Raw genomic sequence first — 25,766 nt, 5'->3', positions numbered from 1 at the left:
CCGGCGCCCGCGTCGACACGCGGCACCCGCCGACCCACACCCCGTCAACCCCGTCGTCCCCGCCAACCCGCCCTCGGTCCGAGGGGGTCAGTACGCGAGCTTGCTGCCGCCCCCGGGCGTGCCCGCGCTCTCCTCGACCAGGACGTCGACCACCGTGGCCACGTCGGGCAGCCACGGCCGCGCCGCGGGCTGTCCGGTCGTCCGGCCCACGCGGAGCGCCACGGCCGCGCCGACCCTGCCGCCGAAGGCAGCGCCCCGGCCTTCCGGAGCCTCCGGGCCCGCCTGCACCGGCGGCCGCTCCCAGCGGACCCGGCCCGTGCCGGTGGGCGACGGCGGCAGGACCACATAGCCGCCCTCCCCGTGGAAGCGCAGCGAGCCGGGCACCCAGTCCTGGCTGTGCAGCAGCTCGCCGAGGACTTCGAGGGAGTAGGGGGCCACCAGCAGGGTCCAGCGGGTGGGGGTCGCGACCACGGGGCCGACCCGCACGCCCGCGCGGTCGAACGCCGCCAGCGCCCGGGCCCCGGCGACCGCCGGCAGGCTCACCGCGCACGGCGCCCTGCCGCCCGTGGCGAGCACGACGGGAGCGTCGGGCCTGTTGGTCCACCACCAGCGGACCATCCGCGCGTCCGTGCTCGCGGCCAGCAGCCCGGGGTCGAACGGGTGGGCGCCGGGGACCGCGCAGTCGGGATGCGGGCAGCCGCACTCGCGCAGTCGGCCGCCGCCGGGCCGCAGCCCGACGCCGGGGAGTACGGGCCATTGCCACTCCGTGGCGTAGGCCAGGGCCGCGGTGAGTACCGCCGACCGGCCACCGCGCCGGAGCGAGAGCTTGCGTCGCCTTCCGAGGATCTCGCGCATGAGCGCTCGTTCCTTTCCGTAAACGCCGAAGGTGGGGCCCCCGTCCAGGACGGGGGCCGTATCGCTTTACCTGAATCGCACTACATGACACTTCGCACGGCCCGCATGGGAACCGCGCGGGAACTGCTGGGGAACTGCTGTGGGGCTACGTGGGCCTTCGTCGGACTACGTCTTCATGGGACTACATGGCACTACGGGCACTACGTGGCGCGTCGCGCGACGCGCCGTGGCCCTTTCGAGGCCTGCACACCACATGGATCACGAGTCACTGCGCGTACACCGCAGCGCATCACGCCGCGGGCCGAGCGTGAAACCTGGCGAGGGGTGGCGCGCGCATGGCGCTTCGTGCTGGGCTGTGCACCCCTCGCCTGCGGCATGGGTTGCCCCTCGCCATTCGGGACGGGCGTGACCGTTGACGGTAAAGACGCCGGGGCCCGCCGCCGGGTTGCGGGGCGACCCCAACTACCCCTGGCCTTCTCCGAGTACGTACCCGCCGCGGTCGGCATGACGCACTGTCGAGCGACGCCAGTCGACCGCAAATCAAAGGCCTCAGGACTATTTTCCGGCCAACTTGGAAACCTCCCAGACACCACCAATCCCACTGGTCCAATGCTGGACATCCCCTTACCCGGGCGTGTACATGTGGAGGCATTGATAGCGCGCAACACGACAGGGGGTTTGCGATGCTATTGAGCAGCACGCACAGGCCGCTGGGCTGGTCACGATGGCTTGGCCGGGTGCCCCGAACCGTCCCCCGCCGCCCCTTCTCTCGCACTGGCGTACGCCTCGCACCGGGCAGCAGACCATGACTGCCCCCCACCTGCCGAAAGTGGCCGGAATCGACTCTCCGGTCCCCGCACCCGCGCACACTTCCGCCCCCGCCGCGTCATCGGCCCTCGCCGGTGAGCCCGCCGGCCCGACCCCCACGGCAGCCACCCTCCCCGCGCCCGCCACGGGCCCGCCCGACGAGTCCCTGCTCTCCCCCCTCGCGCTGAACGCCCTGGTCCAGGACCGCCTCGCCGGCTGGATCTACGACCTGACCACGCTCCAGGAGCTGACCGAGCGGCTCGCCCGCACCGGCACGCTCGACGACGCCCTGCACGAACTCCTGCGCGCCGGATCCACGCTCGTGGGCGCCCGCCGCGGCCTCGTCACCCTGCGGCCCGACGACGGGCTCGCCCCTCCCGTCACCGTCGGACTCGGCCTCGGCCGCTCCGACCTCGGCCACATCGAGACGATCCCGCGGCCCCCTTCCTCGGCGCCCCCCGCCCCCGGCGCGCCCCCGTCGTACGGGCAGTTGCTCGACGACCTCCCGCCCGTCGGCAACCGGTCCGGCACCGCCCACCCCGACATCGCGGGCGAGGACGGCCTCGACCCGCGCCACCGCGAGGTCGCCGCCCGCCTGGGCTACGCCGCCAGCTACGCGGTACCGCTGGAGTCCGACCCGCCGGGCGGCACGGAGAACGCCACGGGCAGGCTCGGCGCGGCCGTCTGGCTCTACGACGAGCCGGCCGAACCCACCGAACGCCAGCGGCACCTGATCGGCCTCTACTGCGGCTACGCCACCGAGCACCTCGCCCGTCTCGTCGAGCTGACCCGCGCCCGCGAGACCGTCGCCACCCTCCGCGAGGAGCTGCTCCCCAGCCGCCTTCCCCGGGTCGCCGGGGTCCGTCTCGCCGTCCGCCACCGCCCCGGGCCGCGCGGCGGCGGTGCCTGGTACGACGCGCTGCCGCTGCCCGAGGGCGCGCTCGGCCTCGCGGTGGGCGGAATTACTGGTTCCGGCCCCAGTGCCGTCGCCGCGATGGGCAGGCTGCGGGCCTCCCTGCGCGCGTACGCCGTCATGGAGGGCGAGGACCCGGTCGCCGTCCTCTCCGACCTCGAACTCCTGCTGCGGCTGACCGAGCCCGCCCGGGCCGCCACCGCGCTCTTCGCCTACTGCGAGAACATCGAGGACCCCCTCACCGGGGACCAGATGCACAAGGTCGTCCTGGCCGGGGCCGGGCACTGCCCGCCGCTGATCATCGGCGAGCGCGGCGCCGAGTACGTGGAGACGTCGCTGTCCGCGCCGCTGGGCATGCTCGCCTGCTGGGAGGCGCCCAGCGTGGAGATCGAGCCCGCGCCGGGAGAGACGCTCCTCTTCTACAGCGACGGGCTGCTGCACCGCACCGGCGAGGCGATGGACCGGGCCTTCACCCGGCTGCACAAGGCAGCGGCGAGCGTGCCGCAGGCTTTGCGGCACGATCCGGAGGCCATCGCCGACCACGTCCTGCGGGCCGTGCTGCCGCCGGAGCGCCCCGCGAGGGGCGCCGGGGCCGACGCGGAGAGCGACCGGGCCGCCGGGGCGCTGACCGCCGCGGCGGCGGCGACGGGCGGGGACAGCGGCGAGGACGTGATCCTGCTCGTCGCCCACTTCGAGTGACGCCGAGCCTTCGCGCGGCGCCGCCCCTTCGCACGATGCCGAGCCTTCGCAGAGGCCGCCCGCTCGCGGGACGCCGCCCCCTCGCGGGACGGCGTCCGAAAACCACTGATCCGTACCGCTGATCCCCGCCGACGAACCGCACGGCTGATCCATATGACAGTCGGTACGGCCTTCCTTCCGACGTAACCTTCTCCGCCGCTTTCCTCCGCACTTACGATGGGTAGCGGCCCCGTCCGAGGAGGAATGCAGTGACCGAGCAGCAGCCCGCGCCCGAGAACCCCGAGGGTGACGAGCCGATCAAGCAGCGGAAGAACGGTCTGTATCCGGCCGTCTCCGACGAGCTTGCCGAGAACATGAAGTCCGGCTGGGCCGACACCGAGCTGCGCGATCTGCGGCCGATAGCCCAGGCGCCGGACACCGCCCGCCGTCGCGCGGGCCTCTCCGCGCGTTTCCCCGGTGAGCGACTGGTGATCCCCGCGGGCAACCTGAAGACTCGCTCGAACGACACCGAGTACAGCTTCCGCGCCTCCACCGAGTACGTGTACCTCACCGGTGACCAGACCCAGGACGGCGTGCTGGTCCTGGAGCCGACGAACGCCCCGGAGGGACAGAGCGCGCACGAGGCGACGCTGTACCTGCTGCCGCGCTCGGACCGTGAGAACGGCGAGTTCTGGCTCGACGGCATGGGCGAGCTGTGGGTCGGCCGCCGCCACAGCCTCTCCGAGGCCGAGCAGCTCTACGGCATGCCCTGCAAGGACGTCCGCGAGCTGGCCGACGCCCTCCGCGAGGCCACCGGCCCGGTCCGGGGCGTCCGCGGCCACGACGCCGGCATCGAGGCGGCCCTGACCGACAAGGTCACCGCCGAGCGCGACGAGGAGCTGCGCGTCTTCATCAGCGAGCAGCGGCTCGTGAAGGACGCCTTCGAAATAGCAGAGCTGCAGAAGGCGGTGGACTCCACCGTCCGCGGCTTCGAGGACGTCGTGAAGGTCCTCGACAAGGCCGAGGCCACCTCGGAGCGCTACATCGAAGGAACGTTCTTCCTGCGCGCCCGGGTCGAGGGCAACGACATCGGCTACGGCTCGATCTGCGCCGCCGGTCCGCACGCCACCACCCTGCACTGGGTGCGCAACGACGGCCCGGTCCGCTCCGGCGAACTGCTGCTCCTCGACGCCGGTGTCGAGACGCACACCCTCTACACCGCGGACGTCACGCGCACGCTGCCGATCAACGGCACGTACACCGACCTCCAGCGCAAGATCTACGACGCGGTGTACGAGGCCCAGGAGGCCGGCATCGCGGCGGTCAAGCCCGGCGCGAAGTACCGCGACTTCCACGACGCCGCCCAGCGCGTCCTCGCGGAGCGGCTCGTCGAGTGGGGCCTGGTCGAGGGCCCGGTCGAGCGCGTCCTGGAGCTCGGCCTCCAGCGCCGCTGGACCCTGCACGGCACCGGCCACATGCTCGGCCTGGACGTCCACGACTGCGCGGTCGCCCGCACGGAGACCTACGTGGACGGCGTCCTGGAGCCCGGCATGGTGCTGACCGTCGAGCCCGGCCTGTACTTCCAGGCCGACGACGTGTCCGTGCCCGAGGAGTACCGCGGCATCGGCGTCCGGATCGAGGACGACATCCTCGTCACGGAGGACGGCAACCGGAACCTCTCCGACGGCCTGCCCCGTACGTCCGCCGACGTCGAGGCGTGGATGGCGAACCTCAAGGGCTGACGCCCCCGGGCTCGTGGACGACCGAGAGCCGCGTCCCGCTTCGCGCGGGGCGCGGCTCTCCGGCTTTCCGCACCCGGGTCGCCCCGGGCTCACGTCAGGCTTTCGTCACAAGGTGCCGGCCATGAGCAGGGACGTGTACGGGGTGTCGGACACGGTCAGGGCCGCCCCCATGTGCGTGAACTTCGGGCTGAGCATCGCCCGCTCGTGGTCGGGCTCGCCGAGCCAGCCCGCGAAGATCTCCTCGGGGTCGTGGAAGCAACCGCCCGTGTTCTCCGCGATGCCGACGACCGGGTAGCCGTGCCGGTCGGCCTCGGCCCGCAGCGGAAGGTAGTGGCCCTGGCTCCGCCGGCGGGCCTGCTCCCGGCTGCTCGTCGTCGCGGCCCCGGTGAGCCGGTCGTCGGGGCGGAGGGGGGCGAGGCCCCGGGCGGTGCGGTAGTCGTTCACCAAGGCGTAGATCCGCTCCTGCCACAGCTGCGCGTCACCCGCGGCGGCGGTCAAGCACGAGTCGCCGGCGTCTTCCCGTGCGGCCCCGACGCGGACCGGGCCGTGGGCGGCGTCCTGCTCGGCGTGGGTGAAGGGCTCGGCGGGGGCCTGGGAGTCCTGCGGAAGGGTGATCACTTCGTACCTCTGCTTCGCTGAACCACGCGCGAGCCCGGTGCGCCCGCGCCGACGGCCACACCCTCGCGCAGAGCCGTCAAGGAGCGATCAACCGCCGATCAACGTCCGGCGCGACGCGTATCCACAATTGGCTGAATGATCATGCGTCACAACCGCGTCACAACCGTACTTCTGCCTCTGACCTGGGGCTTTGCCCCGGCATTACCATCCTTGAAGTGACCGGAACCAGCGGTTACTCCTGTCGTGCCCGCCTGACCCGCGCGCACGATGCTGAACAAGGGGGAGGGCGGACATGTGCGGCACCAGTCTGGCCGTATTCGGGATCACGGCAATGGAGGAAAGTCTTTACCGACATTTCCTACGCAATCCTGATACGGCACCCGACGACATCCATCTACGTCTCCACGTCGAGCAGGACCAGGCCCACGAGGCCGTGACCCGGCTCTCCGAGCTCGGCGTGCTGCGCCGCACGGAACGCGGAACCGTCGCCCCCGCCGACCCGGAAGTGGCCGTGGACCGGCTCACCGAGGTGCGGATGGCGGAGCTGTACCGCCAGCTCCAGGAAGTCACCCGGTCCCGGACCGTGATCGCGGACCTGCGTGCGGAACAGGGCGCCAGAACGCTGCCCCCGCAAGGGGTGGAGCGGATGGAGAACGTCGCCGAGATCCGCGACCGCATCGACGACCTCGCGTTCTTCGCGCGGGAGGAGATCCTGTCGGTCGAGCCGTACGCCGCGCTCACCCCCGCGAACATCGAGCACGCCCGGCCGCTCGACCGGCGATGTCTCCGACGCGGTGTCCGGGTGCGCAACGTCGTGCTGAAGGAGGCGCTCACCGACCCGCTGACCGTCCGCTATCTCCTCGAACTCACCGCGCAGGGGGCCCTGATCAGGGTGGCGGACGACATCTCCGAGCGGATCCTCGTCTACGACCGGCGCACGGCGCTGGTCCCCGTCGACCCGGCGGACACCTCACGCGGCGCGCTGGTCGCCCAGGAGGAGGGCCTGGTCGCCAACATCCTGGCGCTCTTCGAGAAGATCTGGAACGAGGCGACGGATCTCGCCGCGCTGGTCGACGGCGATGTGACGGGCGACGGCGAGGGCGGGCTCTCGGAGATCGAGCGGCAGGTGCTCGAATCGATGTGCAAGGTCGGCAAGGACGAGATCGGCGCCCGCGACCTGGGGATCTCCGTGCGGACCTACCGTCGGCACGTGGCCGACCTGTTGAAGATCCTCGATGCGACCAGCCGGCCGCACGCGGCGCTGCTGGCCCGCGAGCGGGGCTGGATCTGACGCGCCCCGTCCCGACGGTGCCGGGCCCGGCCTCCGGGTCCGGCCGTCCCGCGTTCCGGCCCGGCCGGCCCGTGCCCCCTCCCGGTGGGCCGCGCCGTCCGGGGCGGCAGGCCTTCGCCGCTCCCCCGTCTTCGCGCGAACCCGCGCCGCCGCACACCGGCCACGCCGCTCAGCCCGCCCGGCGCCAACCGCGCAGCGCCGGATCCTGGAAGACACGCGCCACGTGCGCGCTGACGGCCTCGGCGTCCTCCGCCGCGCCCTGAAACCGGACGTGCAGCTCGAACCCGTCCTGGTCCGCCACCGGTGCGCACACCCAGTGGGCGGGCAGCATGCTCAGCACCCTGATCACCGTGGTCTGGCCCGGAGCCGCACCGGGATCGTGGCGGACCGCGGTGACCACCACCTGCGGGTCATGACGGTCATTCATCTCGCTCAACTCCCTTGTGACGTTCTCACTATGGCTTCTCAAGCGACACCGTCCATGCACTTGCCATGATGGAAAGTCGCCGCTACGCTTTCCATCATGGAAAACGACAAGACGTACTCCGCGACCGCCGCCCAAGCCGCCCTCGACAGCGTCACCGCCACCCGCGCCCGGGTCGCGGGCCGCGTCAAGAGCCCCTGGTGGTACCACGCCGGCCTCGGTGCGTCCGTCGCTCTCGCCTTCACCTCGATCGACGTGGGCGGCAGCATGATGCCCTCCGGGCTGATCGTCGGCGCCGTCCTCGCCCCGCCCGCACTGGCCTGGGCCGCGGCCCGCTCCCGGGGCGTCGCGATCGCCAATCCGCTGAACACCCCTGGCGCACGCGGGCTTTACGGCTTCTACCTGCTGCTGCTCGGCGTCCTCGCCGCGGCCGGGCTGGTGCTCCAGATCGGCTTCGACCTGCACGGGTCGATGAGCGTCGCCGGGGTGCTCGCCTTCGTCCTCACCGCCACCGTGAGCCGTCGGGCCGACGACGCGCTGACCCAGGACGTACGGGCCGGGGTCTGACCGCCATGGCATTCGACGAGATCATCCACCCGACCAACCGCCTGCAGATCTGCGCGAGTCTGGCATCCGTCGACGCACTCGAGTTCTCGGTGGTCAGGGACACCCTCGGGGTGAGCGACTCCGTACTCAGCAAGCAGGTCAAGGTACTTCAGACCGCCGGGTACGTGGCGGTCAAGAAGGCCCCGCTGAAGTCCCGTACGCACACCTGGCTTTCCCTCACCCCGGCCGGCCGCGAGGCCCTGGCCGGACACCTCGCCGAACTGCGGCGGATCGCGGACCTGGCCGGTGGGGCCGCGGGCGCCGGGCTCTGACCCGGCCGACCCCACCCACCCGGGCCCCGCAGGCCCCGCCCGGACGGACCCCGCGCCCGTCACGGCCGGACCAGCACGACGGACGGCCCGCCGACGGACTCCCCGGCCGCGCCGAAAGCGCCCACCGGGAAGAGCTCGACCGCCGCCTTCGCGACCTCGTCTGCCGACACGGTCCGCAGCCGCTCGGAAAGACCGAACAGCTCCAGCGGATCCCCACCCGCCCCGACGGCCCGCCGCAACAGATCGGCGTGGGCCTCGGGAGAGTCGAAGGCCCCCAGCAACTGCGCGGCGCAGAAGTCGCGCGCCGGGTCCAACTCGGCTGCCCCGACGGGCACCTCGGCCAGCCTGACCAGCTCCGCGTGGATACCGGAGAGCGCCTCTTCCTCCAGGCCCACGGGAACCCTCCCCCGGACGTAGGCACGCGGTGTGCCGACGACGGTGTCCCGGCCCGCGTACAGCTCGAAGCCCGCGGCCGTGCGGTGCGCGAAGCGGTCCGCGAGACGGGCACGGAACCAACCGCCGAACACGGCCGTCGCGAGGAAGCGCGCGGCTTCCTCACCCGCCCCCGCGGATTCGACCGTGCCCACGATCAGCTGGACGTCCGTCTGCCGGGCGTCCCGCAGGACCAGCGGCTCCCCCGGCCTCGACGAGGCGTCGGAGCGGGCCGGCCACGCGACGTCGGACAGGTGCTCGAAACCGCCCTGCCAGGAGGAGAGCGCCCGGGCCACGATGTCGGCGAACCCTTCGGGATCGAAGTCCCCGACGGCCACCAGCGAGCCGCCAGCCGGGGTCAAGAAGGCGGCATCCGAGGCCAGTTGACCGGAACGGAAGCGCGCGTCGAGCCACCGGGACCGCACCGCGTCGTCCAGTGCCTCGTCCGGGGTGCGCACCACAGCGGCGGGCCAGGACGGCACGCCGCGGGCCCCGGTGAGGACCTCGACGAGGAGTTCCAGCCAGCTCTCGATGCCGGTGGCGGGGACGTAGCCGGTGACGTCCGCCCACTCGCCGTCCGTGGACAGCTCGAAGCTGCCGCCGAGCCCGGCCGCCCGGACCGCCGCACGGGAGTGCGCGGCGAGCGCGCGCAGCAGCGCGGCGCTCTGCCCGGGGCGGCTCCAGCCCTGCACGCCCAGCGGCAGCCGCAGGCGCAGCTCCACCAAGGGGGCCCGTCGGTCGGCCACCGCGACGACCCGCAGGCCGCCCGGGATGACGGTGTCGCGCAGCCCGGCGTGGGCGGGCGCCGGCTGGGGGCCGGGGCCGGGCACGGGGCGAGGGCCTTCCGTCGCGCCGGGGGCACGAACCGCCGCCGCCGGGCGGGCGGCGGGCTCGGCCTCGGTACGCCGGGGCCGGGTACGGACCTCACCGGGCTCCATGACCAGCACGGCCTTCGGCGCGGAAGACAGCGAACGGGCCGCCTCGGCGACCCGTCGGGGATCCAGTCCAGCGAGCAGGACCGGTAGTTCGTCCAGGAGTTCGGCTCGGCCGAAGAGGATCTCCAGCCGGCCCAGCGCGCGGGACCTGGTCTGGATGTCGGCGTGGGCGCGGTGGTGCTCGGAGACGAGGGCCGAAGCGGTACGGGCGACCGCGTCGGGCAGGCCCGGGTCGGCGGCCCAGGCCGCCCACTGCTCGCCGACGGCCCGGACGGCGTCCTCGGGCCGGGTGCCGGCGGGCAGGACGGCCGTGACGACCAGCGCGTCGGGGTCCTTGGCGTCCAGCGGGCCGAAGAAGCCGCAGCCGGCGCTGACGGCGGGCAGTCGCAGCGCCGCGCCGCCGTGCCGGCTCATCAGCCGGGCCAGCACCGTGTGCGCCAGATAGCCGGGCAGGTCCTGCTCGGGGTCGGGGAGGCGGTAGCCCAGGGCCAGGGCCGTGCCCGGCACGCCCGGCTCGGTGCACGTGGCCCAGCGGTCGGCGGTCGGCAGCGGCTCGTGGAGGGAGGGGACGGGCGCGACGGGCCGGGCGGGGATGTCACCGAAGTGCCGCTCGATCAGGGCCCGCGTGTGCACGGGGTCGACCGAACCGACCACGGTCAGCACCGCGTTCCCGGGGGCGTAGTACGCGTCGAAGAACTCGACGCAGTCCGCCGGGGTGGTCTGCCGCAGCCGTTCCGCGTCGCCGTACCCGTCATGGGCGTTGGCGAAGGAACGGAAGAGGACCCCCGGCAGCAGGGGCCAGGGGAAACCGCCGTACGGGCGCCCGGCCACGGCCTGGTGGATCTCCTCCGCGACCCCGTCGAGCTGCTCGGCGAGCGCCTCGGGGGTGAAGGTCGGCGCGCGCATCCGGTCGGCCTCGGCGAACAGCGCCTGCTCCAGGGCGGAGGCCGGGGCGACCTGGTAGTAGTCGGTGTACTCCTGGTGGGTGGTGCCGTTGGCCTGGCCGCCGAGGCGGTGCACGTGGTCGTAGAAGCGCCCGTCGGGCAGGCTCGCGCTGCCGCGGAACATCAAGTGCTCGAAGAGGTGGGCGAATCCCTCGCGGCCCGGCGGCTCGGAGCGGAAACCCACCCCGTAGTGCACGGAGACGGCAGCGCGCGGCACTCCGGGCTGCGGCTCGAGAAGGACACGCAGACCGTTGGGCAGCGTGAATCGGCACAGCGCGGAGTGTCCGCGGCTTTCCGTCATGGTGGAGAGGTCCTCCGCATCGGGGTCGGGCGTGACGAGGTCGGGGGATTACAGGTCGGTCAGGAACTTCAGGAACGAGGAGTAGTGGTCGAACCCGCCCTGGTGGTCGTCGAGATAGGCCGCGATGTCGTGGACGTGCAGCAGCACGCGCAGCGCCGCCAGCTTCCGCCATTCGGTGCCGAGATCGCGCCCGTAGCCCTCGAAGAGCGCGTCGATGAGCGACTGCCAGGTGGCCGGGTCGCCGCCGAGCTGCCACTTGAGCTCCACGAGCTCGCCGACGACCCAGCCGAGGTCCACGTACCAGGGGGCGGCACACACGTCCTCGCCGGTCAGCAGCGCGGCGGTGCCGGGCGGCCCGCCGATGACCAGGGAGCCGAGGCCCGCCGCGCCGTGCGCGAACACGACCCGGTCGTCGGACGTGACCTCCTCGGCCCAGGCGCGCACCCGCGCCCAGCGCCCGGGGCCCAGCGCCCGGCGGACCTGCGCCTGGGCGTGGGCCGCGCGCGGGCTCGGCGTGTGGCCGTCGAGCCAGCTGACGAGCCGGTCCAGACCGCGGGAGCGGCGACCGGCCGGCAGCTCGTCGAGGGGTGTGTCGTGGAGGGCCCGCAGAGCACCGCCCAGGCCGCGCAGCGAATCGTGCAGGGCGGCTGTGACACCGGAGGTGAGCAGGACGAACGCCACGGACTCGCCGCCGGCGACGCGGTAGGTCCGGGCCTCGCCGTCCGGGCGGGCCGGGGCGAGGAGGACCCCGCCCGGCGCCGGGCGCCCGGCCGCGTCCGCGAGGCGGGCGACGGCCTCTGGGGACAGCCGGACGAAGGGGGCGGGGGCGAGCGGTCCCGGGGCCCGGCGCCACTCGTAGGTGCCGTCGGGCAACGGGTGCACGGTCGTGCGGAGCAGGCCGGTGCCGTACTCCGTGAGCGGCGGGGCCGTGGTGTCCGTCGCCTCGGGCTCGGTGCGGACGGTCGTGACGGTCACAGCAGGGCCCTCTCCACGGGATGAGCGGCCTGGGCCGCCGCGAGTTCGGCGCGGCGGTGCTCCAGCGCCTCGATGACGTCCGGCATCGGTGGCGGGACCCACGCCTCCATCCGCCCGGTCGTCGCGCTGCGGCCCGGCTCCGGTGCCGTCATGACGACGTTCGGGCGGGCGGACAGGGTGGCCCAGTGCTTCTGGAAGGCGGCGCTGTCCAGGCCGCCCGGGGGCAGCGACGGAGCCAGCGCGATGGGGGCCTTGGTGACCTGGGCGGCGAGCAGCGACGGGCTGTCGGCGAGCCCGAGGGCGAGCCGGGCGGTGTAGTGCAGGGTCGCCGGATAGACGACGAAGGCCTGGGCCCACTCGGCCAGTTCGACGTGCCGGGCGCGGGCCTCCTCCTCCGGCCAGACGTCGGTGAGCACTTCGCCGCCGACCCGGTGCGCCAGGGCCTGCCAGGTGACGAAGCGCTGGGCGCTGCGGGTGAGCACCACGGTCGTCTCCAGGTGCGGATAGGACATCCGCAGCCAGTCGGCCCAGAACGGCACGCCGGTGGCGAAGGTCGATCCGGTGACCACCAACAGCAGGCGTTCGACGCCGAGTTCCGGCACTTGGTCGACCGGGTACGGGGGTTCGGTCATTTACGCCACCTCTCTCAAGACTTCTTCGAGCTCCTTCAGCGCGGCCCGCGGCCCTTGGGTGAGGTGCACTCCGGTGACGTTGAGGACGATCTCGTCGACGCCGGCCTCCCAGTACCGCTCCAGCCCGGCGGAGATCTCCGCCGGGCCGCCGCTGAGGAAACCGCCGCCCGCGATCAGCGCCTTGGCGCTGGCCACCGGGTCGGCCTTCATGTCGACGTCGATGCCCGAACGGCGGAGCATGTCGGCGTAGTGCGGCATGCTCATGTGCCCGGAGTTGCCGGCGAGGGCCAGGGCGGCGGGGTCCCGGCCGGGCCCGTCGAGGGCCACCGGCACGATGGCCACCAGCCGGGGCACGGGCCGCCCGGCGGCGGCCGCGCCCTCACGCATCGCCGGGACGACGACGTCCCGCAGGTAGGGGGCCGGGGTCAGCCAGGTGATGGCCGTGTCGGCGACCTCGCCCGCCAGGCGGGCCATGCCGGGGCGCAGGACGCCGAGGCCGATCTCGATCGCGGGGCGGGGCAGGGAGGGCAGGGTGGCGCGGCAGCGGAAGAACTCACCGTCCAGGTCGACGTCCTCGCCGTCGAGGAGGCCGCGTACGGCGGTGACGTACTCCCGGCAGGCGCCGAGCTGGCTGCGGTAGGGGGCACCGAGCATGTTGCGCTGGAACACCCCGGCGCCGGGGCCGAAGCCGGCCACCACGGGGTGTCCCATGGCGACGGCCAGCGACTGTGCCTGGAGGGCGGCCTCGAAGGGGTGGCGCAGCGGCATCACGGTCACCCCGGTGCCGACGGGGACGTGGAAGCCGGAGGCCGCCGCGTAGGCGAAGGTCTGGTGCGGGTCGCCGACGGAGGACTGGCCCTGCCAGAGCCGGTGGGCGGCGCTCCACTGGGTGAGTGCCGCGAAGGGCAGGATCTGCTCGGGCCGGGCCGGGGTGAACGGCATCAGCACGGAGTAGCCGGTGCGCGGGGCGACGGGAGCGGGCGGTACGGACACGGTCGTTCTCTCCTCGTCGGTCACGCGAGCGCGGGGGCGGGGGCAGGGGCGGCGCCGGCGCTGAGCACCTGGCCGCTCACCAGCTCGGCATAGGCGGGGCAGCGTCGCAGCAGGGCGTCGTGGTCGCCCTGGTCCACGACCCGGCCGGCGTCCATGACGATCACGTGGTCGGCGTGCTGGATGGTGGAGATCCGGTGGGCGACGACGAGCACGGCGCGGTCGGCGGCGAGGGAGTCGACGACCTCCCTCAGCCGCTGCTCGTTGATGCTGTCGAGGTGCGAGGACGGCTCGTCGAGCAGGACCAGGCGGGTGTCGGACAGGGTGGCGCGGGCGAGGGCGAGCCGCTGGCGCTGGCCGCCGGAGAGGTTGTCCGCGCCGCCGAGCACGGTGTCCAGGCCGTCGGGGAGGGAGCGGATCTCCTCGGCGAGGCCGACGCTTTCCAGCGCGGCGTACAGCTCCTCGTCGTCGGCGGGCCGGGCCTCGTCGCGGCCGAGCGTGAGGTTGCCGCGCACGGAGTCCTGGAGCAGGGTGTTGGACTGGTCGACGTAGCCGATCTGGCCGCGCAGCTCGCCGAGCGGCCACTCGGCGAGGTCCCGCCCGTAGACCGAGATGCGGCCGGACTCCGGCTCGACGAACCGCTCGATGAGGGCGAGCGAGGTGCTCTTGCCCGAACCGGAGAGGCCGACCATGGCGGTCAGGCCGCGGGCGGGGACGGTGAGGTCGGCGCCGCGCAGGACGGGCCGGTCGTCGCCGTAGCCAAAGGTGACGTTCTCGAAGCGGACGGCGGGGGCGTTGCGCAAGGGTGCGGCGTTCTCGGGGGCGGGCGCGTCCACGTCCTCGGTGGGCAGGGCGAAGACGTCCTCGAAGCGCTTGCGGGCGACGAGGCCGGTCTGGAGTCCGCTGACGCCCGAGGCAGCCATGATCAGGGGGGCGGTGAGCTGGAGGAGGTAGAGCAGGAAGGCGACGAAGTCGGCGAGGGTGAGGTGCCCGTCGAGCATCCGCGCGCCACCGCCGACGACCACGGCGACCAGGGCGATCTGCTGGCCCAGGTTGATCACCGGGACCATCAGGGACTCCATCTTGGCGGCCTCGATCTCCAGGTCCGCCAGCTTGCGCGCGCGGCCCGCGAGGGCGCCGGAGGTCTTGCGCTCGGCGCGGTAGGCCTTGATGACGGTCAGGGACTCCATCGCCGCGACGAAGTTCTGGGCGAGACCGCCGAGTTCCTCCTGGAGGTCCGCGTACTTGCGGCGCAGCCCCTTGATGACGACGGTGATGACGCCGACGGCTATCAGGAACGCGCCGACGGTGATGAGCAGCAGCACCCAGTCCAGCAGGCCCATGATGACGAGGGTGCCGACGACGGTGACGCCCGCCATGGGGAGCTGGATCGGGCCGATGTCGATGAGGCTCTTGACCCGGGCGGCGTCGGCGGTGATGCGAGCGGTCAGATTGCCGCCGCCCTCCCGCTGGGCGTCGGCGAGCCGCAGTCCGAGGGCGTGGTCCATCGTGCGGACCCGCAGCCGGAAGATCAGCTCCTGGCCCATCCGGCCGAGCAGGAAGGCGGCGAGCGCGCCGGCGACGGCGGAGCCGAAGCCGACCCCCACCATCACCACGGCCCACAGGGCCAGATCCTCGTCGTTCTGGATGGCGGCCAGCAGCTTGCCGACCACCATCGGCAGGGCCAGGGTGGCCGCCGTGGACAGCACGGCGAGCACCCCGACGAAGACGAGGGTCGGGCCGTTGCCCCGGGACAGTTCCTTGAGGATCCGCAGCTTCGGGTCAGGGCCCGCGGCCGCTGTCCCGCTCTTCAGTACGCCATTCATGGCGCCCCAACTCCCTTGCCTGGAATGGATGTTACGAAATGTGTGATCGGGACGGCGGTGCGGGCGGTGTCACTGCCGCGCGCCCGCCAGGGCGTCCTTGACCTTGACGATGCCGCCGTACTGCAGAAGCCCGCCGGTGTAGATGCGGCTGCCCACGCGGATCAGGACGGCGATCGCCAGCGCCATGAGCCCGAAGGCGGCGCCGATCTCCCACCACGCCACGTCCTCGTACGCCATGCGGACCGGCATCGACGCCCAGGAGGTCCCGGGGACCATCGAGAGGATCCGGAGGGTGGCCGAGTCGGTGCTGCCCGACACCGCGAGCACGGGACCGATGAGGCCGACCATCTGGAGCGCGTTGACCGGGCCGACGACGTGGTTGACGTCCTCGGGACGGGAGACCAGCGAGCCGGCCACCGCGTAGAGCGTGATGAAGAGCAGGTAGCCGGGGATGAACCACAGCAGCAGGTTGGCGCCGGTGCCGAGCGCGTCGGACGGCGTCTCGAAGACTCCGAAGCCGATCGCCGCGCTGAGGGTGGCGGTCGCCAGCACCAGCATCTGCACGAGTGCCGCCGCGCCGAGTCCGGTGATCTTCCCGGCGAGCAGGTGCCAGGGCCGGACCTTCGCGAGCAGCACCTCCACGATGCGGCTGGCCTTCTCCTCCGCGACGCCCTGCGCCACGGCCAGGCCGGAGACGAGCATCAGCATGAAGAGCAGGAAGACGCCCGTGCCCGCGGCGATGGTCCGCTGCTGGACCCGGTCCGCGTCGGGGTCGAGGGTGCTGACCTTCAGCGGCTCGACGGTGAGCAGACCGGGAACGTCCTTGGCCGGCACTCCGTGGCCCGCCAGCTGTCCGGCCTGGCCGACCGCGCGGTGCGCCTCCTGAAGGGCCCGGCCCAGGTCCTCGGGCAGTTCCCGCAGGACCGCGATCCGGTCACCGGCCAGGACCGCGGCGTCGATCTCGCCGTCGCGCACCGCCTGGCGGGCGGTCTCGTCGTTCTCGTAACGGCTGACCTCGGCCCGGTCGCCCAGCGCGGGCGTCAGGGCGGCCTGCTTGCCGACCACACCGACCTTGGACCGGCCGTCGCCACCGCCCTGGAAGAGCGTGGTGGCCCCGAAGGACAGGGCCAGCATCAGCGCCGTCACCGCCACCGAGACCCAAAAAGCCTTGCTGCGCATCTGCTGAGTGATCTCGCGTGCTGCGACGACCTTGATCAGCGCGGCGTTTCCCATCGCCGTCCCTCCCCCTGCCGTGCCGGTCACCGGGCGCTCCCGGCGACCGACTCCCGGAAGATGTCGGCGAGCGCGGGGTCGCGCCGGCCGAAGTGCTCCAGCCGGCCCATCGACTGGGCGGCGGCCAGGATCCGCTGGGCCGGGACGCCGTCCTCGACCTCCAGCGTCACCTTCGCGCCCGTCGCGGCGACGACCCGCACGCCGGGGACGGAGGCCGCCCAGTCGTCGGGTGCGCCGGAAAGGGCGATCTCCAGCTGTCCGCTGCCCGCGCTCCGGCGGAGTTGATCGACCGTTCCCTCCGCGACCAGGGCGCCGTCCCGGATGATGCCGACCCGGTCGCACAGCCGCTCGACCAGGTCGAGCTGGTGGCTGGAGAAGAGGGTCGGCACACCCTTGCGGGCGAATTCGAGGAGGACGTCCGCCATGGCGTCCACGGCCACCGGGTCGAGCCCGGAGAACGGCTCGTCGAGGACCAGCACGTCGGGGTCGTGGATCAGGGACGCGATGAGCTGGACCTTCTGCTGGTTGCCCAGCGACAGCTTCTCGAGGGTGTCCTTGGGGCCCAGGACGACACCGAGCCGCTCGATCCACTCGTCCGCGCGCCGGCGGGCGGTGGCCGGGGCCACCCCGCTGAGGCCGGCGAAGAAGACGAGCTGGTCGCGGGGCGTCATCTTGGCGTAGAGGCCGCGCTCTTCGGGCATGTAGCCGAACCGGCGGCGGGAGTCGGCGTCCACGGGCCGGCCCTGCCAGCGCACGTCACCGGCGTCGGCGGTCAGCACGCCGAGGGCGATGCGCATGGCGGTCGTCTTGCCCGCGCCGTTGGCGCCGCAGAAGCCGTACAGCTCACCCGGCTTCACGACGAGGGACAGCTCACGCAGTACGTGCTTGTCGCCGAAGCTCTTGGCCACGCGGTCGAACTCAAGCATTGCGGAACTCCAGCAACGTCCTGACCGGGGTGACGGGCCCCTCCCAGGAGACCGTGAGCCCGGCGGCGGCGCCCAGCGCCTTGATCTCCTCCACGGTGCGCACCGGCTTGGGCATGACGACCCGCAGGTAGAGCTCCATCGCGGCGGATTCGGCTCCGGGGTCGGCGACGGGGATGTTCACGTCGGCGACCAGGATCCTGCCGTCGGCACCGGCCGCCTCGGCGACACGGCGGAGGATGGCTACGGCCTTCTCGTCGTCCCAGTCGGCGAGGATCGCGGAGAGCAGATAGACGTCGGCGCCGGGGGCGATCGGGTCGAAGAAGCTGCCGACGACGGCCGTGCAGCGGTCGGCGAGCCCGTTCTCCTCGAAGCGGCGGGCGGCGAGCTCGGCGACGTTCTTCAAGTCGAGTACGGAGCCGCGGAGATGGGGGTGGCTGCGCACGAGCTCCATGAGCAGCGTGCCGTTGTGGCCGCCGAGGTCCACGACGCTGCCGACGTTCGACCAGTCGTAGCCGTCGCGGACGAGTTCGGCGTCCCAGCCGAGCTCCTTGGGGCTCTCCTCGCTCAACGCCTCGGCGAACTGCGGGTCTTCGTTGACGGTTTCCCAGTAGCCGCGCCCGAAGAGGGAGGCGTGGGCGGGCTCACCGGTCCGTACGGTGTGCAGCAGGTTGACCATGGCGAGGTCGGTCCTGCCGAAGAGGCCGTCCATGCTGAGGTGGCGGCGTACCCCGGCCGGGTCGGAGTCCCGCAGGGGCGCGCCCTTTTCGGTGACTTCGTAGCTCCCGGCGTCGTCCCGGCGCAGAAGGCCGAGGTGCACGAGGTGGCGCAGCAGCATGTCGAGCAGATCGGGGTGGGTGTCCGTACGGTCCGCGAGGTCGGCGGCGGTGGTCGACCCGGCTTCGATGTGGTCCACCAGACGCAGGGTGGCCGCGGCGCGGATCGTGGCCGGCTGAAGGAGATCGGCCATTCTCACGAGGTCTTCATGGAGTGATGTCGTAGCCATGGCGCGATCGCCGGCCTTTCTCGCGACTGGGGTTCGTACGGGGGGTGTTGTCGTTCCGGCGGGGCCGGGCGGGATTCCGCGGGGGACGGAACCGCGCCCGGCTCCCGGCTAGACCGCTGAGATCAGCAGCCGTCCTTGTACGTCTTCACCGTCAGCTGGCTACCGAGCCAGCTCATCGTGGCGGCGGCACATGCCGGAGTGGACGCGGGGGCCTCGGCGGCCGCCGTCGTGTTGAGCTCGTCGGCGGAGCTGTAGGCGTCGTAGCCCGCCATGAGGTCGATGATCGCTTCGGACTTCTCCATGGTCAGCATCCATCCTTGTAGGTCTTGACAGTGAACTGGCTGGCGAGCCAGCTGACACCGGCCGCGCCACAGGGCGCGGAGGTGGCGGGGGCGTCGGCGGCGGCGGTGGTGTTCAGCTCGTCGACCGAGCTGTAGGCGTCGTAGCCCGCCATCAGATCCATGATCGCCTCGGACTTCTCCATCGCGATCTCCCTTCCGTCTTCGATGAGTTGGACAAAATCGGGTGCGGGGCACCCGGGGTGCGGTGGGTCAGCAACCGGCTTCGTACGTGGCGCCGGAGATCGCGGAGGCACCGGCGGCGCACCACGCGGAGCTGGCGAGGGTGGCGGCGCAGACCGGGGTGGTGGCCGGGGCGTCGGCGGCGGCGGTCACGTTGAGCTCGGCCACGTCGGCGTAGGCGTCGTAGTTCGAGACGAGGTCCATGATCGAGTTGTTCTTGTCCATGATTTTCTCCTTGTTGAGTAAGGACTGAACTGAAAGCAGGGAGTGCGCAGGGTCACTCCCTGCAATCACTTCAGGCTCGATGCCCGGTATTCCGGGCGGGGTTGGCCGGTTCGACACCGGCCTCGAGGAACGCTGCGGTGAGCAGCTCCTCGACTCTCTCGCCGCTCTTGGCGGCGTCGAGCAGCGCGTGGGCCGTGATGCTGGCCCGGTGCTGGCCGAAGCTGAGGCCCGTCATGCCGGGGCGGCGGTCGTCCGGCTCCCAGGCGGTGGCCACGCCGGGTGCCAGCTCCTCGGTGTAGACCGAGGTCTCGTGCCCGACGCCGGGTGTCGTGGCGACGGCGTCGGCGATGCCGCGGGCGGCGTGTGCGGAGTCCCCGGCGAGATAGACCACCAGGGCGTCGCGGCGGGGGTACAGCGGCTTGGCGGAGAGGACCTTCGCCCGGTACGCCGTCCCGGTGTCCTCCAGGTGGCCGAGGACCTTCGCCCAGACCGCGGGCGCCTCCTGCCACGAGGTGATGTTGACGTACACCCGCAGTACGTCCCGGCCGGGCGGCCGGGGGCGTGACCCGTCGACCATGAAGAAGCCGGGCGACAGCGCGGGGCGCAGCGCGGCGGTGCGCAGGGTGACGACCGCGCCGGGGGTCTCGGGGTCACCGTCGACGACGAGGGCACGCGGTACCCACACCCGCACCCCGTCCCGCTCGACGAGGAGCGGTGACGTCTCGGTTCCGCCGTGTCCCTCGGCCGCGCACACCCGTGCCCGGGTGGTGGTCTCGCGGTGCGGTACGCCCCGGGCGAGGTCGCGTTCGAACTCCTCGTCGCGGATCCGGAACGAGATTTCCCCCTTCTCCATCCGCCGGCCGGCGTGCAGCACGTCGTACAGCGCGTCGGAGAGCAGTCGGCGCATCTCGCGGGGGTTGTCGGAGTTCACCTCCCGGCCGTGGACGACGGCCTCGGTGCCGTCCTGCGATATCCGGATCTCTCTCAGCGCATCCGTGAGCCGGTGCGGCAGCGTGGTGGTGCCGGTGCTCATGTCGTCTCCTCGAATCCCAAGGTCGCGGCGAACTTGTGCGGCGTCAGCAGGGCCGCCCGGCCGATGCCGGCGGCGGCGCGCTCGATGCCCGACAGGCGGGCGCTCTTCTGCGAGCTGGCCATCAACCGGTCCAGCAGGTGCCAGCCGGCGAACGCGGTGGCCCGGTGGGCGAGTCCCTCGTCCACGACGGGGCGCACCTCGCGATATCCCCGCCAGAATTCCCGGACCAGCGGGAGCAGTCGCTCCATCTTTTGGACGCCGCGCTCGATGACGATTTCATGCGTGAGTTCGACGTCGAGGAAGGCGTTGTCGCCGTCGCCACGGTCGGTGACGATGTCGAGCACGGAACGGTAGAGCCATTCCCCGGCGAAGGCACCCACATCGCGGGCCGGGTCCGCCAGCCGGAATTCCTCCCAGTCCGTGACATGGAATTCTTCGTCGCTCACCAGGAACTGGTCGACCCGCAGATCGCAGTGCGAGGGCACCTTCGGCGCCGCCCGCTCCTTTTCCCGGAGCACCTCGATGGCCTTGACCAGCTGCTCGTCCTGCTGCATGAGCTGCCAGCTCTGGACCTCGCCGAAGCTGAAATTCTCGAACATGGGCAGCGGAATGCCGTGGAGGAGTCGCACGGACGGCTGGGACGGCGGTGAGGCGTCGAAGTCCTCCCAGCCGGGCGGACGTGCCTCGTGCAGCAGTCCGATCGCCCGGCCGACCCGGCCCGCGAGGGCGGCGTCGAAGGTCTCGTCGACCATCAGCTCCGCGCCGTTGCGCGCGCCCTCGACGTACTCGAAGGCCACCAGATCCGCTTCCTCGTCGAACCCGAGGAACCGCGGGCCCCGCAGGGCCGAGCTGGGCATCGCCGCCGAGCACTGCTCGAACGCCTTCAGCCGCCGCATCCGCGCCTTCACATCCGGCTCGGGCCCGACCAGGTGCTTGACGAAGGCCTTGCCCCCGCCGGCCGTCTCGCCGGCCCAGCAGTCGTTGCGCCCGACGGGCGCCGAGAGCGTGTCCCGGAGGTAGGGGCCGAGGCCCAGTCTCTCCAGGAGGGCGTCCACCGCCGGATACTCATCGAGATCGCGCGGCTTGTACGCGGGTATTTCCGCCGCCGCGTTCTTCACTGCCATGACTTTTCGTGACCCTCACAGAATGCGGGGCGCAGAGTGATGCGCACCGGGTGGATATCGCCGCCGACACTTCGTCTTCCGGGCGATGTCTACTGCCAGCCGTTGACCTGCCAGCCATTGACCTGCCAGCCGTTGACCGGCTTGACGTCGGCGACAATCTTCTTGACCTGGTGCAGCGTCTGCTCGGCGGGAACCGGCTCAGCGGGAATCGACGAAGCGGCGGTGTGGTGAGTGGTGTTCTCAGCGGTGCTCGCGGCCGCGATCCCGGTCGTTCCCGCGGTGATTCCGGCGGTGATGACGAGAGCGACGGTCGCGTTGCGGATTGCCTTCTTCATGATTCCCCCTGGCTGTTTTTTTCCCCGACCCGTTTCTGGGTACGAGAAAAGATTGCCAGCGGGCGCGGCCGCTCTCCATGCACTTTGATGTCAGCTTGTTGCAGCCTTCGCCGCGGCGCGGTGCAGCTTGATGCAAGGCCCTGGCCGGGCGGCGGCTCATCGGTTCAGCAGCGGTTCGGCTGCCGCCGGGACCATGCCCTTCTCGGCGCGGTGCCGTCGACACGGCTGCGGCTTCGCCTGCGTGAGGGGACCGGTACCGGCTGCGCCGTGCGGGCGTCATGCGGGCGCCATGCGGGCGCGTCCTCAAACGCCGGACGGGCTGAAACCATGCCCGCGGTTCGGCTGCCGCCGGGACCACGGCCCCCTCGGCGGGGTGGCCGTCGGCACGGGGTGCGGCTTCGCCCCGCGCGAGCGGGCCGGTGCCGGCTGCGCCCGGCGAGCGCCCGGCGAGCGCGTCCTCAAACGCCGGACGGGCTGAATTCAGGCCTGCCCGGACGCTCAGAGGCCGGGGTCGGTCACGACGCCCGGAGGAGGGCCGCGCCCTCTCTCCATTTGAGGATCTTGTCGAAGCTGACCACGGCGCCCGGCCGGCCCGGCCGGTTGCGCACGCGGACGTGGTCGGTGAGGGACTCGATCAGGAAGAGACCCCGGCCGTGCTCCTCGTGAGCCGGGGCCGGGGTCTTCGTCTGCGGTGGGGGGAGGTGCCGCTTGGTGCGGCGGGGTTCGCGGGGGCGGTCGGCGAAGCCGGGGCCCGAATCGGTCACCTCGATGCGGCAGGTGTCGCCGTCGATGAAGGCGGTGACGCGGTAGTCCGTGGAAGCGTCACCGCCGTGCTCCACGGCGTTCGCACACGCTTCGCTCAGGGCCACCGAGAGGTCGTACGAGATTTCGGGGTCGACCCCGGCCGTCTCCATGGTGCCGATCAGAAGTCGCCGGGCGAGCGGAACGCTCGCAGCTTCGCGCCGCAAGTGGAGTGACCACCAAATGCTCATGCTCAGCCTCCTGGCTGCGGCTCGACATACCGATACGTATAGCCAGGGGCGGGGGCTCGTAAGCCTCCGGAGTGTGTGAGTCCGCTCATTCGGACGACGCGGCGTGGCGGTGCACCGGTGTATATGAGACGACCACCGGCGCACGCCGGAGCGCGTTCTCGGCGCGAAAGGCCCGACCCCTGCCGTAGGTATGGGGTAAGGGCGGTGGGATGATGGCGCAGCCATGCCTCACCCCGTCGCGCGCGTCGGCGCCGATCTGCGACTGCTCCGGGCCGCGGTGTTCACCGCGGTCTGTGTTCTGCTGTCCGCGGGCGGGCATGTGCTGGCCTCCTGTGCGAGCGTGCCGCTGTGGACGCTGGGCGCGGGCTTCCTCGTCGTCCTCGCGATCGCCGTGCCGCTGGCCGGGCGGGAGCGTTCGCTGCCGGGCATCGCGGCCGGACTGGCCGTGGGCCAGCTCGCGCTGCACACCCTCTTCGGGCTCGGGCAGCAGGGCGCGACGGTCACCCGCGAGCAGGCGGGGGGCGAGGGGCGGCTGATCAGCTTCGCCGCCCAGCTGATCTGCAACCAGTCCCACCCGCTGTCCGGCACCGACGCGCGCCGCGTCATCACCGACGCCGGGCTCGACCCCGCCGTCCACCCGTCGCGCATGGTCATGACCGCGCCGATGGACGCCCCCGCCACCGGCGGCTCCCCGCTGGCTCACCTGCTGCCGCCCTCGCTGCCGATGCTGCTCGGCCATCTGCTCGCGGCGCTGGCCGCGGGCTGGCTGCTGCGCCGCGGCGACCAGGCGCTGTGGCGTCTGGTGCGGCTGTCGCAGCGGTCGGCGCGGGAGGTCGCCGAGGTCACGCTCGTCGGGGCGCTGCGCGCCGCGCTCGTGCTCGTCCGGGCCATGGGCGCCCAGGTGGTCCGCCGGCCGGTGACCGCCGTCCGGCGGGCGTTCGGGGACGAGGAGCGTCCGGCGACCGAGCCCGCGCTCCAGCACTTCGTGATCAGGCGGGGACCGCCGCGCTTCGACCTCGCGGCCTGACCACGCGACGCACTCCGGCATTCGGACGGGAGGGCGGTCGCGCTGGCGCCGCACGCGCGCCATCACCCTCTCCGTCCCCACCTGCCTGTGGAGTATCCCCATGAACGCCAAGACCCCTTCTCTTCGTCGTCTCCGCCGCCTCCCCCTCGTCGGCTCCGTCGCCGCCGGCACCGTGCTGCTGCTCGCCGGCCCCGCCTCCGCGCACGTGAGCATCCCGGGCACCGCCGAGAAGGGCGGCTACGGCACCATCGCCATCAAGGTGCCGAACGAGAAGGACGACGCCTCGACGGTCAAGCTGGAGGTCACCCTCGACCCGAAGCACCCGCTGTCGTCCGTGATGCCGCAGCCCGTCCCGGGCTGGGACGTGAAGGTCGAGAAGTCCAAGCTCGACAAGCCGATCCAGTCGCACGGCAAGACGATCACCGAGGCCGTCACCAAGGTCACCTGGTCGGGCGGCAAGATCGAGCCGGGCCAGTTCCAGCAGTTCCCGCTGTCGGTCGGCCAGCTGCCCACCGACGCCGACGAGCTGGTCTTCAAGGCGCTCCAGACCTACTCCGACGACGACGTCGTGCGCTGGATCGACCCGTCCAAGCCGGGCGGGCACGAGGCCGAGCACCCGGCGCCGACCCTCAAGCTCGTCGAGAAGACGTCGCCCGACCACCACGACAAGGACGCCAAGGGCGACAAGAACAGCGACGCGAAGGACGACAAGGCCGACGCCGGCCAGGACGAGGCCTCCGACTCCGGTGACAAGGACGCGTCCGACACCACCGCCCGGGTGCTCGGCGTCGCCGGCATCGTCGTCGGCGTGGCCGGTGTCGCCTTCGGCATCGTCGCCGGGCGCCGTCGCAACGCCTGAGCCAGGCTCGCCCACCACGTGACCGTCTGACGGAAACGACCGGGGCGGCGGCCCGTACCGCCCGCCGCCCCGCATCCCAGACCGACCCCGGAGAAGAACTCCATGCGCACCAAGATCCTGGGCGCGGCGCTGGCAACCGCCGCCGCGCTCACCCTGACCGCCTGTGACGGTGGCGGGGGCTCCGACGAGACCGGCAAGGGCAACGAGGCCGCGGCCGACGTGTCCGCGGAGCCCAAGAAGAAGGCCGCCATCGTCCTCGACAACCCGAAGGCCAAGCCCGACCTGGTCCTCGACGACACGTCGGGCAAGAAGTACGAGCTGCTCAAGGAGACCAAGGGCAGGCCCGTACTCCTCTACTTCGGCTACACCTACTGCCCCGACGTCTGCTCGACCGTGGTCGCCGACATCGCGAGCGCGGAGAAGAAGCTGTCCAAGGCCGACCAGGAGAAGCTCCAGGTCGTCTTCGTCACCACCGACCCCGAGCGGGACACCCCCAAGCGGATGCGGGAGTGGCTCGACGCGCAGGGCGGGCAGGACATCGTGGGCCTGACCGGCGGCTTCGACACCATCCAGGCCGCGGCCAAGCCGCTCGGCATCCTGGTGGAGAAGCCGAAGAAGGAGAAGGACGGCTCCATCACCGTCAACCACGGCGCCCAGGTCATCGGCTTCTCGCCGAAGGACGACGCGGCCCACTGGCTGTACACGACCACGACCACGGCAGCCGAATACACCAAGGATCTTCCCAAGATCATCAAGGGGGAGAACCCGTGATCGCCAAGTCCACCGCCGCCACCGCCGCCGTCCTGCCCCTCGTGCTCGCCGGGGGTCTGCTGCTGGTCACCGGGTGCCAGTCGGAGAAGAACGCCCTGGCCCGCGACACGGCGAAGCTGTCCGTCAGCGGCGCCTACCTGCCGCAGCCCGCCATGACCGACATGGCCGCCGCCTACCTCACCGTCACCAACGACGGCGGCAAGGCCGACCAGCTCACGTCCGTCACCAGCCCGCTCTCGCGCGACATCACCATGCACACCACCGAGGGCACGGCGATGAAGCACGCGACGAAGCTGGACGTGCCCGCGAACGGGAAGCTGACGCTCGCCCGCGGCGGCACCCACCTCATGCTCGGCAAGCTCGACCACAAGCCCAAGGTGGGCGAGCGGATCGAATTCACCCTGCACTTCGCCACGTCGGCACCCGTCAAGATCAAGGTGCCGGTCGAGACCGCGACCTTCCGTCCCAAGGACTGA

General features: G+C 72.2%; 27 protein-coding genes. 9 read left to right on the top strand and 18 right to left on the bottom strand.

Annotated features, from left to right (window positions below; translation table 11 throughout):
- Positions 1-87: 87 nt before the first annotated feature.
- Positions 88-855, bottom strand: coding sequence for a bifunctional DNA primase/polymerase (locus tag FHS38_RS19315; protein WP_184734991.1), 768 nt, complete (start codon positions 853-855; stop codon positions 88-90).
- A gap of 805 nt (positions 856-1,660) precedes the next feature.
- Between FHS38_RS19315 and FHS38_RS19310 the strand changes: the two genes are divergently transcribed.
- Together FHS38_RS19310 and FHS38_RS19305 are read left to right on the top strand one after the other, a co-directional pair.
- Positions 1,661-3,274 carry a PP2C family protein-serine/threonine phosphatase gene (locus tag FHS38_RS19310; RefSeq protein WP_184734989.1) on the top strand — a complete coding sequence of 538 codons (1,614 nt, stop codon included), beginning with the start codon at positions 1,661-1,663 and terminating at the stop codon, positions 3,272-3,274.
- A gap of 248 nt (positions 3,275-3,522) precedes the next feature.
- Positions 3,523-4,995 carry an aminopeptidase P family protein gene (locus FHS38_RS19305; RefSeq protein WP_184734987.1) on the top strand — a complete coding sequence of 491 codons (1,473 nt, stop codon included), beginning with the start codon at positions 3,523-3,525 and terminating at the stop codon, positions 4,993-4,995.
- A 105-nt stretch (positions 4,996-5,100) separates the two neighbouring features.
- Here FHS38_RS19305 and FHS38_RS19300 read toward each other — a convergent pair whose 3' ends face one another.
- Positions 5,101-5,613: a CAP domain-containing protein gene (locus tag FHS38_RS19300; protein ID WP_184734985.1), complete on the bottom strand. Its 513-nt coding sequence runs from the start codon at positions 5,611-5,613 to the stop codon at positions 5,101-5,103.
- 331 nt (positions 5,614-5,944) lie between these two features.
- On the opposite strand from FHS38_RS19300, the gene FHS38_RS19295 reads away from it, so the two are divergent.
- Positions 5,945-6,904 (top strand): helix-turn-helix domain-containing protein, encoded by a 960-nt coding sequence (locus FHS38_RS19295; RefSeq protein WP_229822878.1) that lies wholly within the window; start codon positions 5,945-5,947, stop codon positions 6,902-6,904.
- A 169-nt stretch (positions 6,905-7,073) separates the two neighbouring features.
- Here the strand turns inward: FHS38_RS19295 and FHS38_RS19290 are convergent, their stop codons facing one another.
- Positions 7,074-7,331 (bottom strand): hypothetical protein, encoded by a 258-nt coding sequence (locus tag FHS38_RS19290; RefSeq protein ID WP_184734981.1) that lies wholly within the window; start codon positions 7,329-7,331, stop codon positions 7,074-7,076.
- Between the two features lie 96 nt (positions 7,332-7,427).
- Between FHS38_RS19290 and FHS38_RS19285 the strand changes: the two genes are divergently transcribed.
- Positions 7,428-7,895 carry a hypothetical protein gene (locus FHS38_RS19285; protein ID WP_184734979.1) on the top strand — a complete coding sequence of 156 codons (468 nt, stop codon included), beginning with the start codon at positions 7,428-7,430 and terminating at the stop codon, positions 7,893-7,895.
- A gap of 5 nt (positions 7,896-7,900) precedes the next feature.
- Positions 7,901-8,206, top strand: coding sequence for a transcriptional regulator (locus FHS38_RS19280; protein ID WP_184734977.1), 306 nt, complete (start codon positions 7,901-7,903; stop codon positions 8,204-8,206).
- Between the two features lie 59 nt (positions 8,207-8,265).
- On the opposite strand, the gene FHS38_RS19275 is transcribed toward FHS38_RS19280, so the two are convergent.
- The 15 genes from FHS38_RS19275 to FHS38_RS19205 all read right to left on the bottom strand — a co-directional run bounded on the left by FHS38_RS19275 (position 8,266) and on the right by FHS38_RS19205 (position 22,633).
- On the bottom strand, positions 8,266-10,818 hold the full coding sequence (locus FHS38_RS19275) for a M16 family metallopeptidase (RefSeq protein WP_184734975.1): 2,553 nt from the start codon (positions 10,816-10,818) through the stop codon (positions 8,266-8,268).
- 48 nt (positions 10,819-10,866) lie between these two features.
- Complete coding sequence (locus tag FHS38_RS19270) at positions 10,867-11,793, bottom strand: phosphotransferase family protein (RefSeq protein ID WP_184734973.1); 927 nt, start codon at positions 11,791-11,793, stop codon at positions 10,867-10,869.
- The gene (locus FHS38_RS19265; protein WP_184734971.1) at positions 11,790-12,425 is read right to left on the bottom strand and encodes a flavoprotein; all 636 of its coding nucleotides are present in this window, start codon (positions 12,423-12,425) and stop codon (positions 11,790-11,792) included. Before FHS38_RS19265 ends, FHS38_RS19270 begins: the two co-directional genes overlap by 4 nt.
- Positions 12,426-13,367, bottom strand: a complete 942-nt coding sequence (locus FHS38_RS19260; RefSeq protein ID WP_184735079.1) for an LLM class flavin-dependent oxidoreductase — start codon at positions 13,365-13,367, stop codon at positions 12,426-12,428.
- 71 nt (positions 13,368-13,438) lie between these two features.
- On the bottom strand, positions 13,439-15,241 hold the full coding sequence (locus FHS38_RS19255) for an ABC transporter ATP-binding protein (protein ID WP_184734969.1): 1,803 nt from the start codon (positions 15,239-15,241) through the stop codon (positions 13,439-13,441).
- A gap of 69 nt (positions 15,242-15,310) precedes the next feature.
- Entirely contained in the window at positions 15,311-16,474 is a 1,164-nt protein-coding gene (locus tag FHS38_RS19250; protein WP_184734967.1) for an ABC transporter permease, read from the bottom strand.
- Between the two features lie 26 nt (positions 16,475-16,500).
- A complete protein-coding gene (locus FHS38_RS19245; RefSeq protein WP_184734965.1) occupies positions 16,501-17,400 on the bottom strand; it encodes an ABC transporter ATP-binding protein in 900 nt (299 codons plus the stop codon).
- Entirely contained in the window at positions 17,393-18,367 is a 975-nt protein-coding gene (locus tag FHS38_RS19240) for a methyltransferase (RefSeq protein WP_229822877.1), read from the bottom strand. The genes FHS38_RS19245 and FHS38_RS19240 overlap by 8 nt, the downstream gene beginning before the upstream one ends.
- 158 nt (positions 18,368-18,525) lie before the next feature.
- On the bottom strand, positions 18,526-18,705 hold the full coding sequence (locus FHS38_RS19235; protein ID WP_130878494.1) for an LxmA leader domain family RiPP: 180 nt from the start codon (positions 18,703-18,705) through the stop codon (positions 18,526-18,528).
- A gap of 2 nt (positions 18,706-18,707) precedes the next feature.
- Positions 18,708-18,887 carry an LxmA leader domain family RiPP gene (locus FHS38_RS19230; protein ID WP_184734959.1) on the bottom strand — a complete coding sequence of 60 codons (180 nt, stop codon included), beginning with the start codon at positions 18,885-18,887 and terminating at the stop codon, positions 18,708-18,710.
- A gap of 67 nt (positions 18,888-18,954) precedes the next feature.
- Positions 18,955-19,149 (bottom strand): LxmA leader domain family RiPP, encoded by a 195-nt coding sequence (locus tag FHS38_RS19225; protein ID WP_184734957.1) that lies wholly within the window; start codon positions 19,147-19,149, stop codon positions 18,955-18,957.
- A gap of 70 nt (positions 19,150-19,219) precedes the next feature.
- Positions 19,220-20,182 carry a T3SS effector HopA1 family protein gene (locus tag FHS38_RS19220; protein WP_184734955.1) on the bottom strand — a complete coding sequence of 321 codons (963 nt, stop codon included), beginning with the start codon at positions 20,180-20,182 and terminating at the stop codon, positions 19,220-19,222.
- Positions 20,179-21,306: a class V lanthionine synthetase subunit LxmK gene (lxmK, locus tag FHS38_RS19215; RefSeq protein ID WP_184734953.1), complete on the bottom strand. Its 1,128-nt coding sequence runs from the start codon at positions 21,304-21,306 to the stop codon at positions 20,179-20,181. Before lxmK ends, FHS38_RS19220 begins: the two co-directional genes overlap by 4 nt.
- A gap of 89 nt (positions 21,307-21,395) precedes the next feature.
- Positions 21,396-21,641 carry a hypothetical protein gene (locus FHS38_RS19210; protein WP_184734951.1) on the bottom strand — a complete coding sequence of 82 codons (246 nt, stop codon included), beginning with the start codon at positions 21,639-21,641 and terminating at the stop codon, positions 21,396-21,398.
- 515 nt (positions 21,642-22,156) lie between these two features.
- Complete coding sequence (locus tag FHS38_RS19205) at positions 22,157-22,633, bottom strand: ATP-binding protein (RefSeq protein WP_184734949.1); 477 nt, start codon at positions 22,631-22,633, stop codon at positions 22,157-22,159.
- A gap of 223 nt (positions 22,634-22,856) precedes the next feature.
- Here FHS38_RS19205 and FHS38_RS19200 point away from each other — a divergent pair, with 223 nt between their 5' ends.
- The 4 genes from FHS38_RS19200 to FHS38_RS19185 all read left to right on the top strand — a co-directional run bounded on the left by FHS38_RS19200 (position 22,857) and on the right by FHS38_RS19185 (position 25,766).
- Positions 22,857-23,660, top strand: a complete 804-nt coding sequence (locus FHS38_RS19200) for a hypothetical protein (RefSeq protein ID WP_184734947.1) — start codon at positions 22,857-22,859, stop codon at positions 23,658-23,660.
- Between the two features lie 100 nt (positions 23,661-23,760).
- Entirely contained in the window at positions 23,761-24,519 is a 759-nt protein-coding gene (locus tag FHS38_RS19195) for a YcnI family copper-binding membrane protein (RefSeq protein WP_184734946.1), read from the top strand.
- A gap of 102 nt (positions 24,520-24,621) precedes the next feature.
- Complete coding sequence (locus FHS38_RS19190) at positions 24,622-25,290, top strand: SCO family protein (protein ID WP_184734944.1); 669 nt, start codon at positions 24,622-24,624, stop codon at positions 25,288-25,290.
- Positions 25,287-25,766, top strand: coding sequence for a copper chaperone PCu(A)C (locus FHS38_RS19185; protein ID WP_184734942.1), 480 nt, complete (start codon positions 25,287-25,289; stop codon positions 25,764-25,766). The genes FHS38_RS19190 and FHS38_RS19185 overlap by 4 nt, the downstream gene beginning before the upstream one ends.

Origin of the sequence: Streptomyces netropsis, from assembly GCF_014203545.1 — a bacterium.
Classification (GTDB): domain Bacteria; phylum Actinomycetota; class Actinomycetes; order Streptomycetales; family Streptomycetaceae; genus Streptomyces; species Streptomyces netropsis.
This window is presented reverse-complemented; position numbering and strand designations above follow the sequence as displayed.

Bases quoted from the DNA above. Each gene is read 5' to 3' on its own strand.
- FHS38_RS19315 (WP_184734991.1), bottom strand. From the start codon at position 855: ATGCGCGAGATCCTCGGAAGGCGACGCAAGCTCTCGCTCCGGCGCGGT.
- FHS38_RS19310 (WP_184734989.1), top strand. From the start codon at position 1,661: ATGACTGCCCCCCACCTGCCGAAAGTGGCCGGAATCGACTCTCCGGTC.
- FHS38_RS19295 (WP_229822878.1), top strand. From the start codon at position 5,945: ATGGAGGAAAGTCTTTACCGACATTTCCTACGCAATCCTGATACGGCA.
- FHS38_RS19290 (WP_184734981.1), bottom strand. From the start codon at position 7,331: ATGAATGACCGTCATGACCCGCAGGTGGTGGTCACCGCGGTCCGCCAC.
- FHS38_RS19285 (WP_184734979.1), top strand. From the start codon at position 7,428: ATGGAAAACGACAAGACGTACTCCGCGACCGCCGCCCAAGCCGCCCTC.
- FHS38_RS19280 (WP_184734977.1), top strand. From the start codon at position 7,901: ATGGCATTCGACGAGATCATCCACCCGACCAACCGCCTGCAGATCTGC.
- FHS38_RS19275 (WP_184734975.1), bottom strand. From the start codon at position 10,818: ATGACGGAAAGCCGCGGACACTCCGCGCTGTGCCGATTCACGCTGCCC.
- FHS38_RS19265 (WP_184734971.1), bottom strand. From the start codon at position 12,425: ATGACCGAACCCCCGTACCCGGTCGACCAAGTGCCGGAACTCGGCGTC.
- FHS38_RS19260 (WP_184735079.1), bottom strand. From the start codon at position 13,367: ATGCCGTTCACCCCGGCCCGGCCCGAGCAGATCCTGCCCTTCGCGGCA.
- FHS38_RS19255 (WP_184734969.1), bottom strand. From the start codon at position 15,241: ATGAATGGCGTACTGAAGAGCGGGACAGCGGCCGCGGGCCCTGACCCG.
- FHS38_RS19250 (WP_184734967.1), bottom strand. From the start codon at position 16,474: ATGGGAAACGCCGCGCTGATCAAGGTCGTCGCAGCACGCGAGATCACT.
- FHS38_RS19245 (WP_184734965.1), bottom strand. From the start codon at position 17,400: ATGCTTGAGTTCGACCGCGTGGCCAAGAGCTTCGGCGACAAGCACGTA.
- FHS38_RS19240 (WP_229822877.1), bottom strand. From the start codon at position 18,367: ATGGCCGATCTCCTTCAGCCGGCCACGATCCGCGCCGCGGCCACCCTG.
- FHS38_RS19235 (WP_130878494.1), bottom strand. From the start codon at position 18,705: ATGGAGAAGTCCGAAGCGATCATCGACCTCATGGCGGGCTACGACGCC.
- FHS38_RS19230 (WP_184734959.1), bottom strand. From the start codon at position 18,887: ATGGAGAAGTCCGAGGCGATCATGGATCTGATGGCGGGCTACGACGCC.
- FHS38_RS19225 (WP_184734957.1), bottom strand. From the start codon at position 19,149: ATGGACAAGAACAACTCGATCATGGACCTCGTCTCGAACTACGACGCC.
- FHS38_RS19220 (WP_184734955.1), bottom strand. From the start codon at position 20,182: ATGAGCACCGGCACCACCACGCTGCCGCACCGGCTCACGGATGCGCTG.
- lxmK (WP_184734953.1), bottom strand. From the start codon at position 21,306: ATGGCAGTGAAGAACGCGGCGGCGGAAATACCCGCGTACAAGCCGCGC.
- FHS38_RS19210 (WP_184734951.1), bottom strand. From the start codon at position 21,641: ATGAAGAAGGCAATCCGCAACGCGACCGTCGCTCTCGTCATCACCGCC.
- FHS38_RS19205 (WP_184734949.1), bottom strand. From the start codon at position 22,633: ATGAGCATTTGGTGGTCACTCCACTTGCGGCGCGAAGCTGCGAGCGTT.
- FHS38_RS19200 (WP_184734947.1), top strand. From the start codon at position 22,857: ATGCCTCACCCCGTCGCGCGCGTCGGCGCCGATCTGCGACTGCTCCGG.
- FHS38_RS19195 (WP_184734946.1), top strand. From the start codon at position 23,761: ATGAACGCCAAGACCCCTTCTCTTCGTCGTCTCCGCCGCCTCCCCCTC.
- FHS38_RS19190 (WP_184734944.1), top strand. From the start codon at position 24,622: ATGCGCACCAAGATCCTGGGCGCGGCGCTGGCAACCGCCGCCGCGCTC.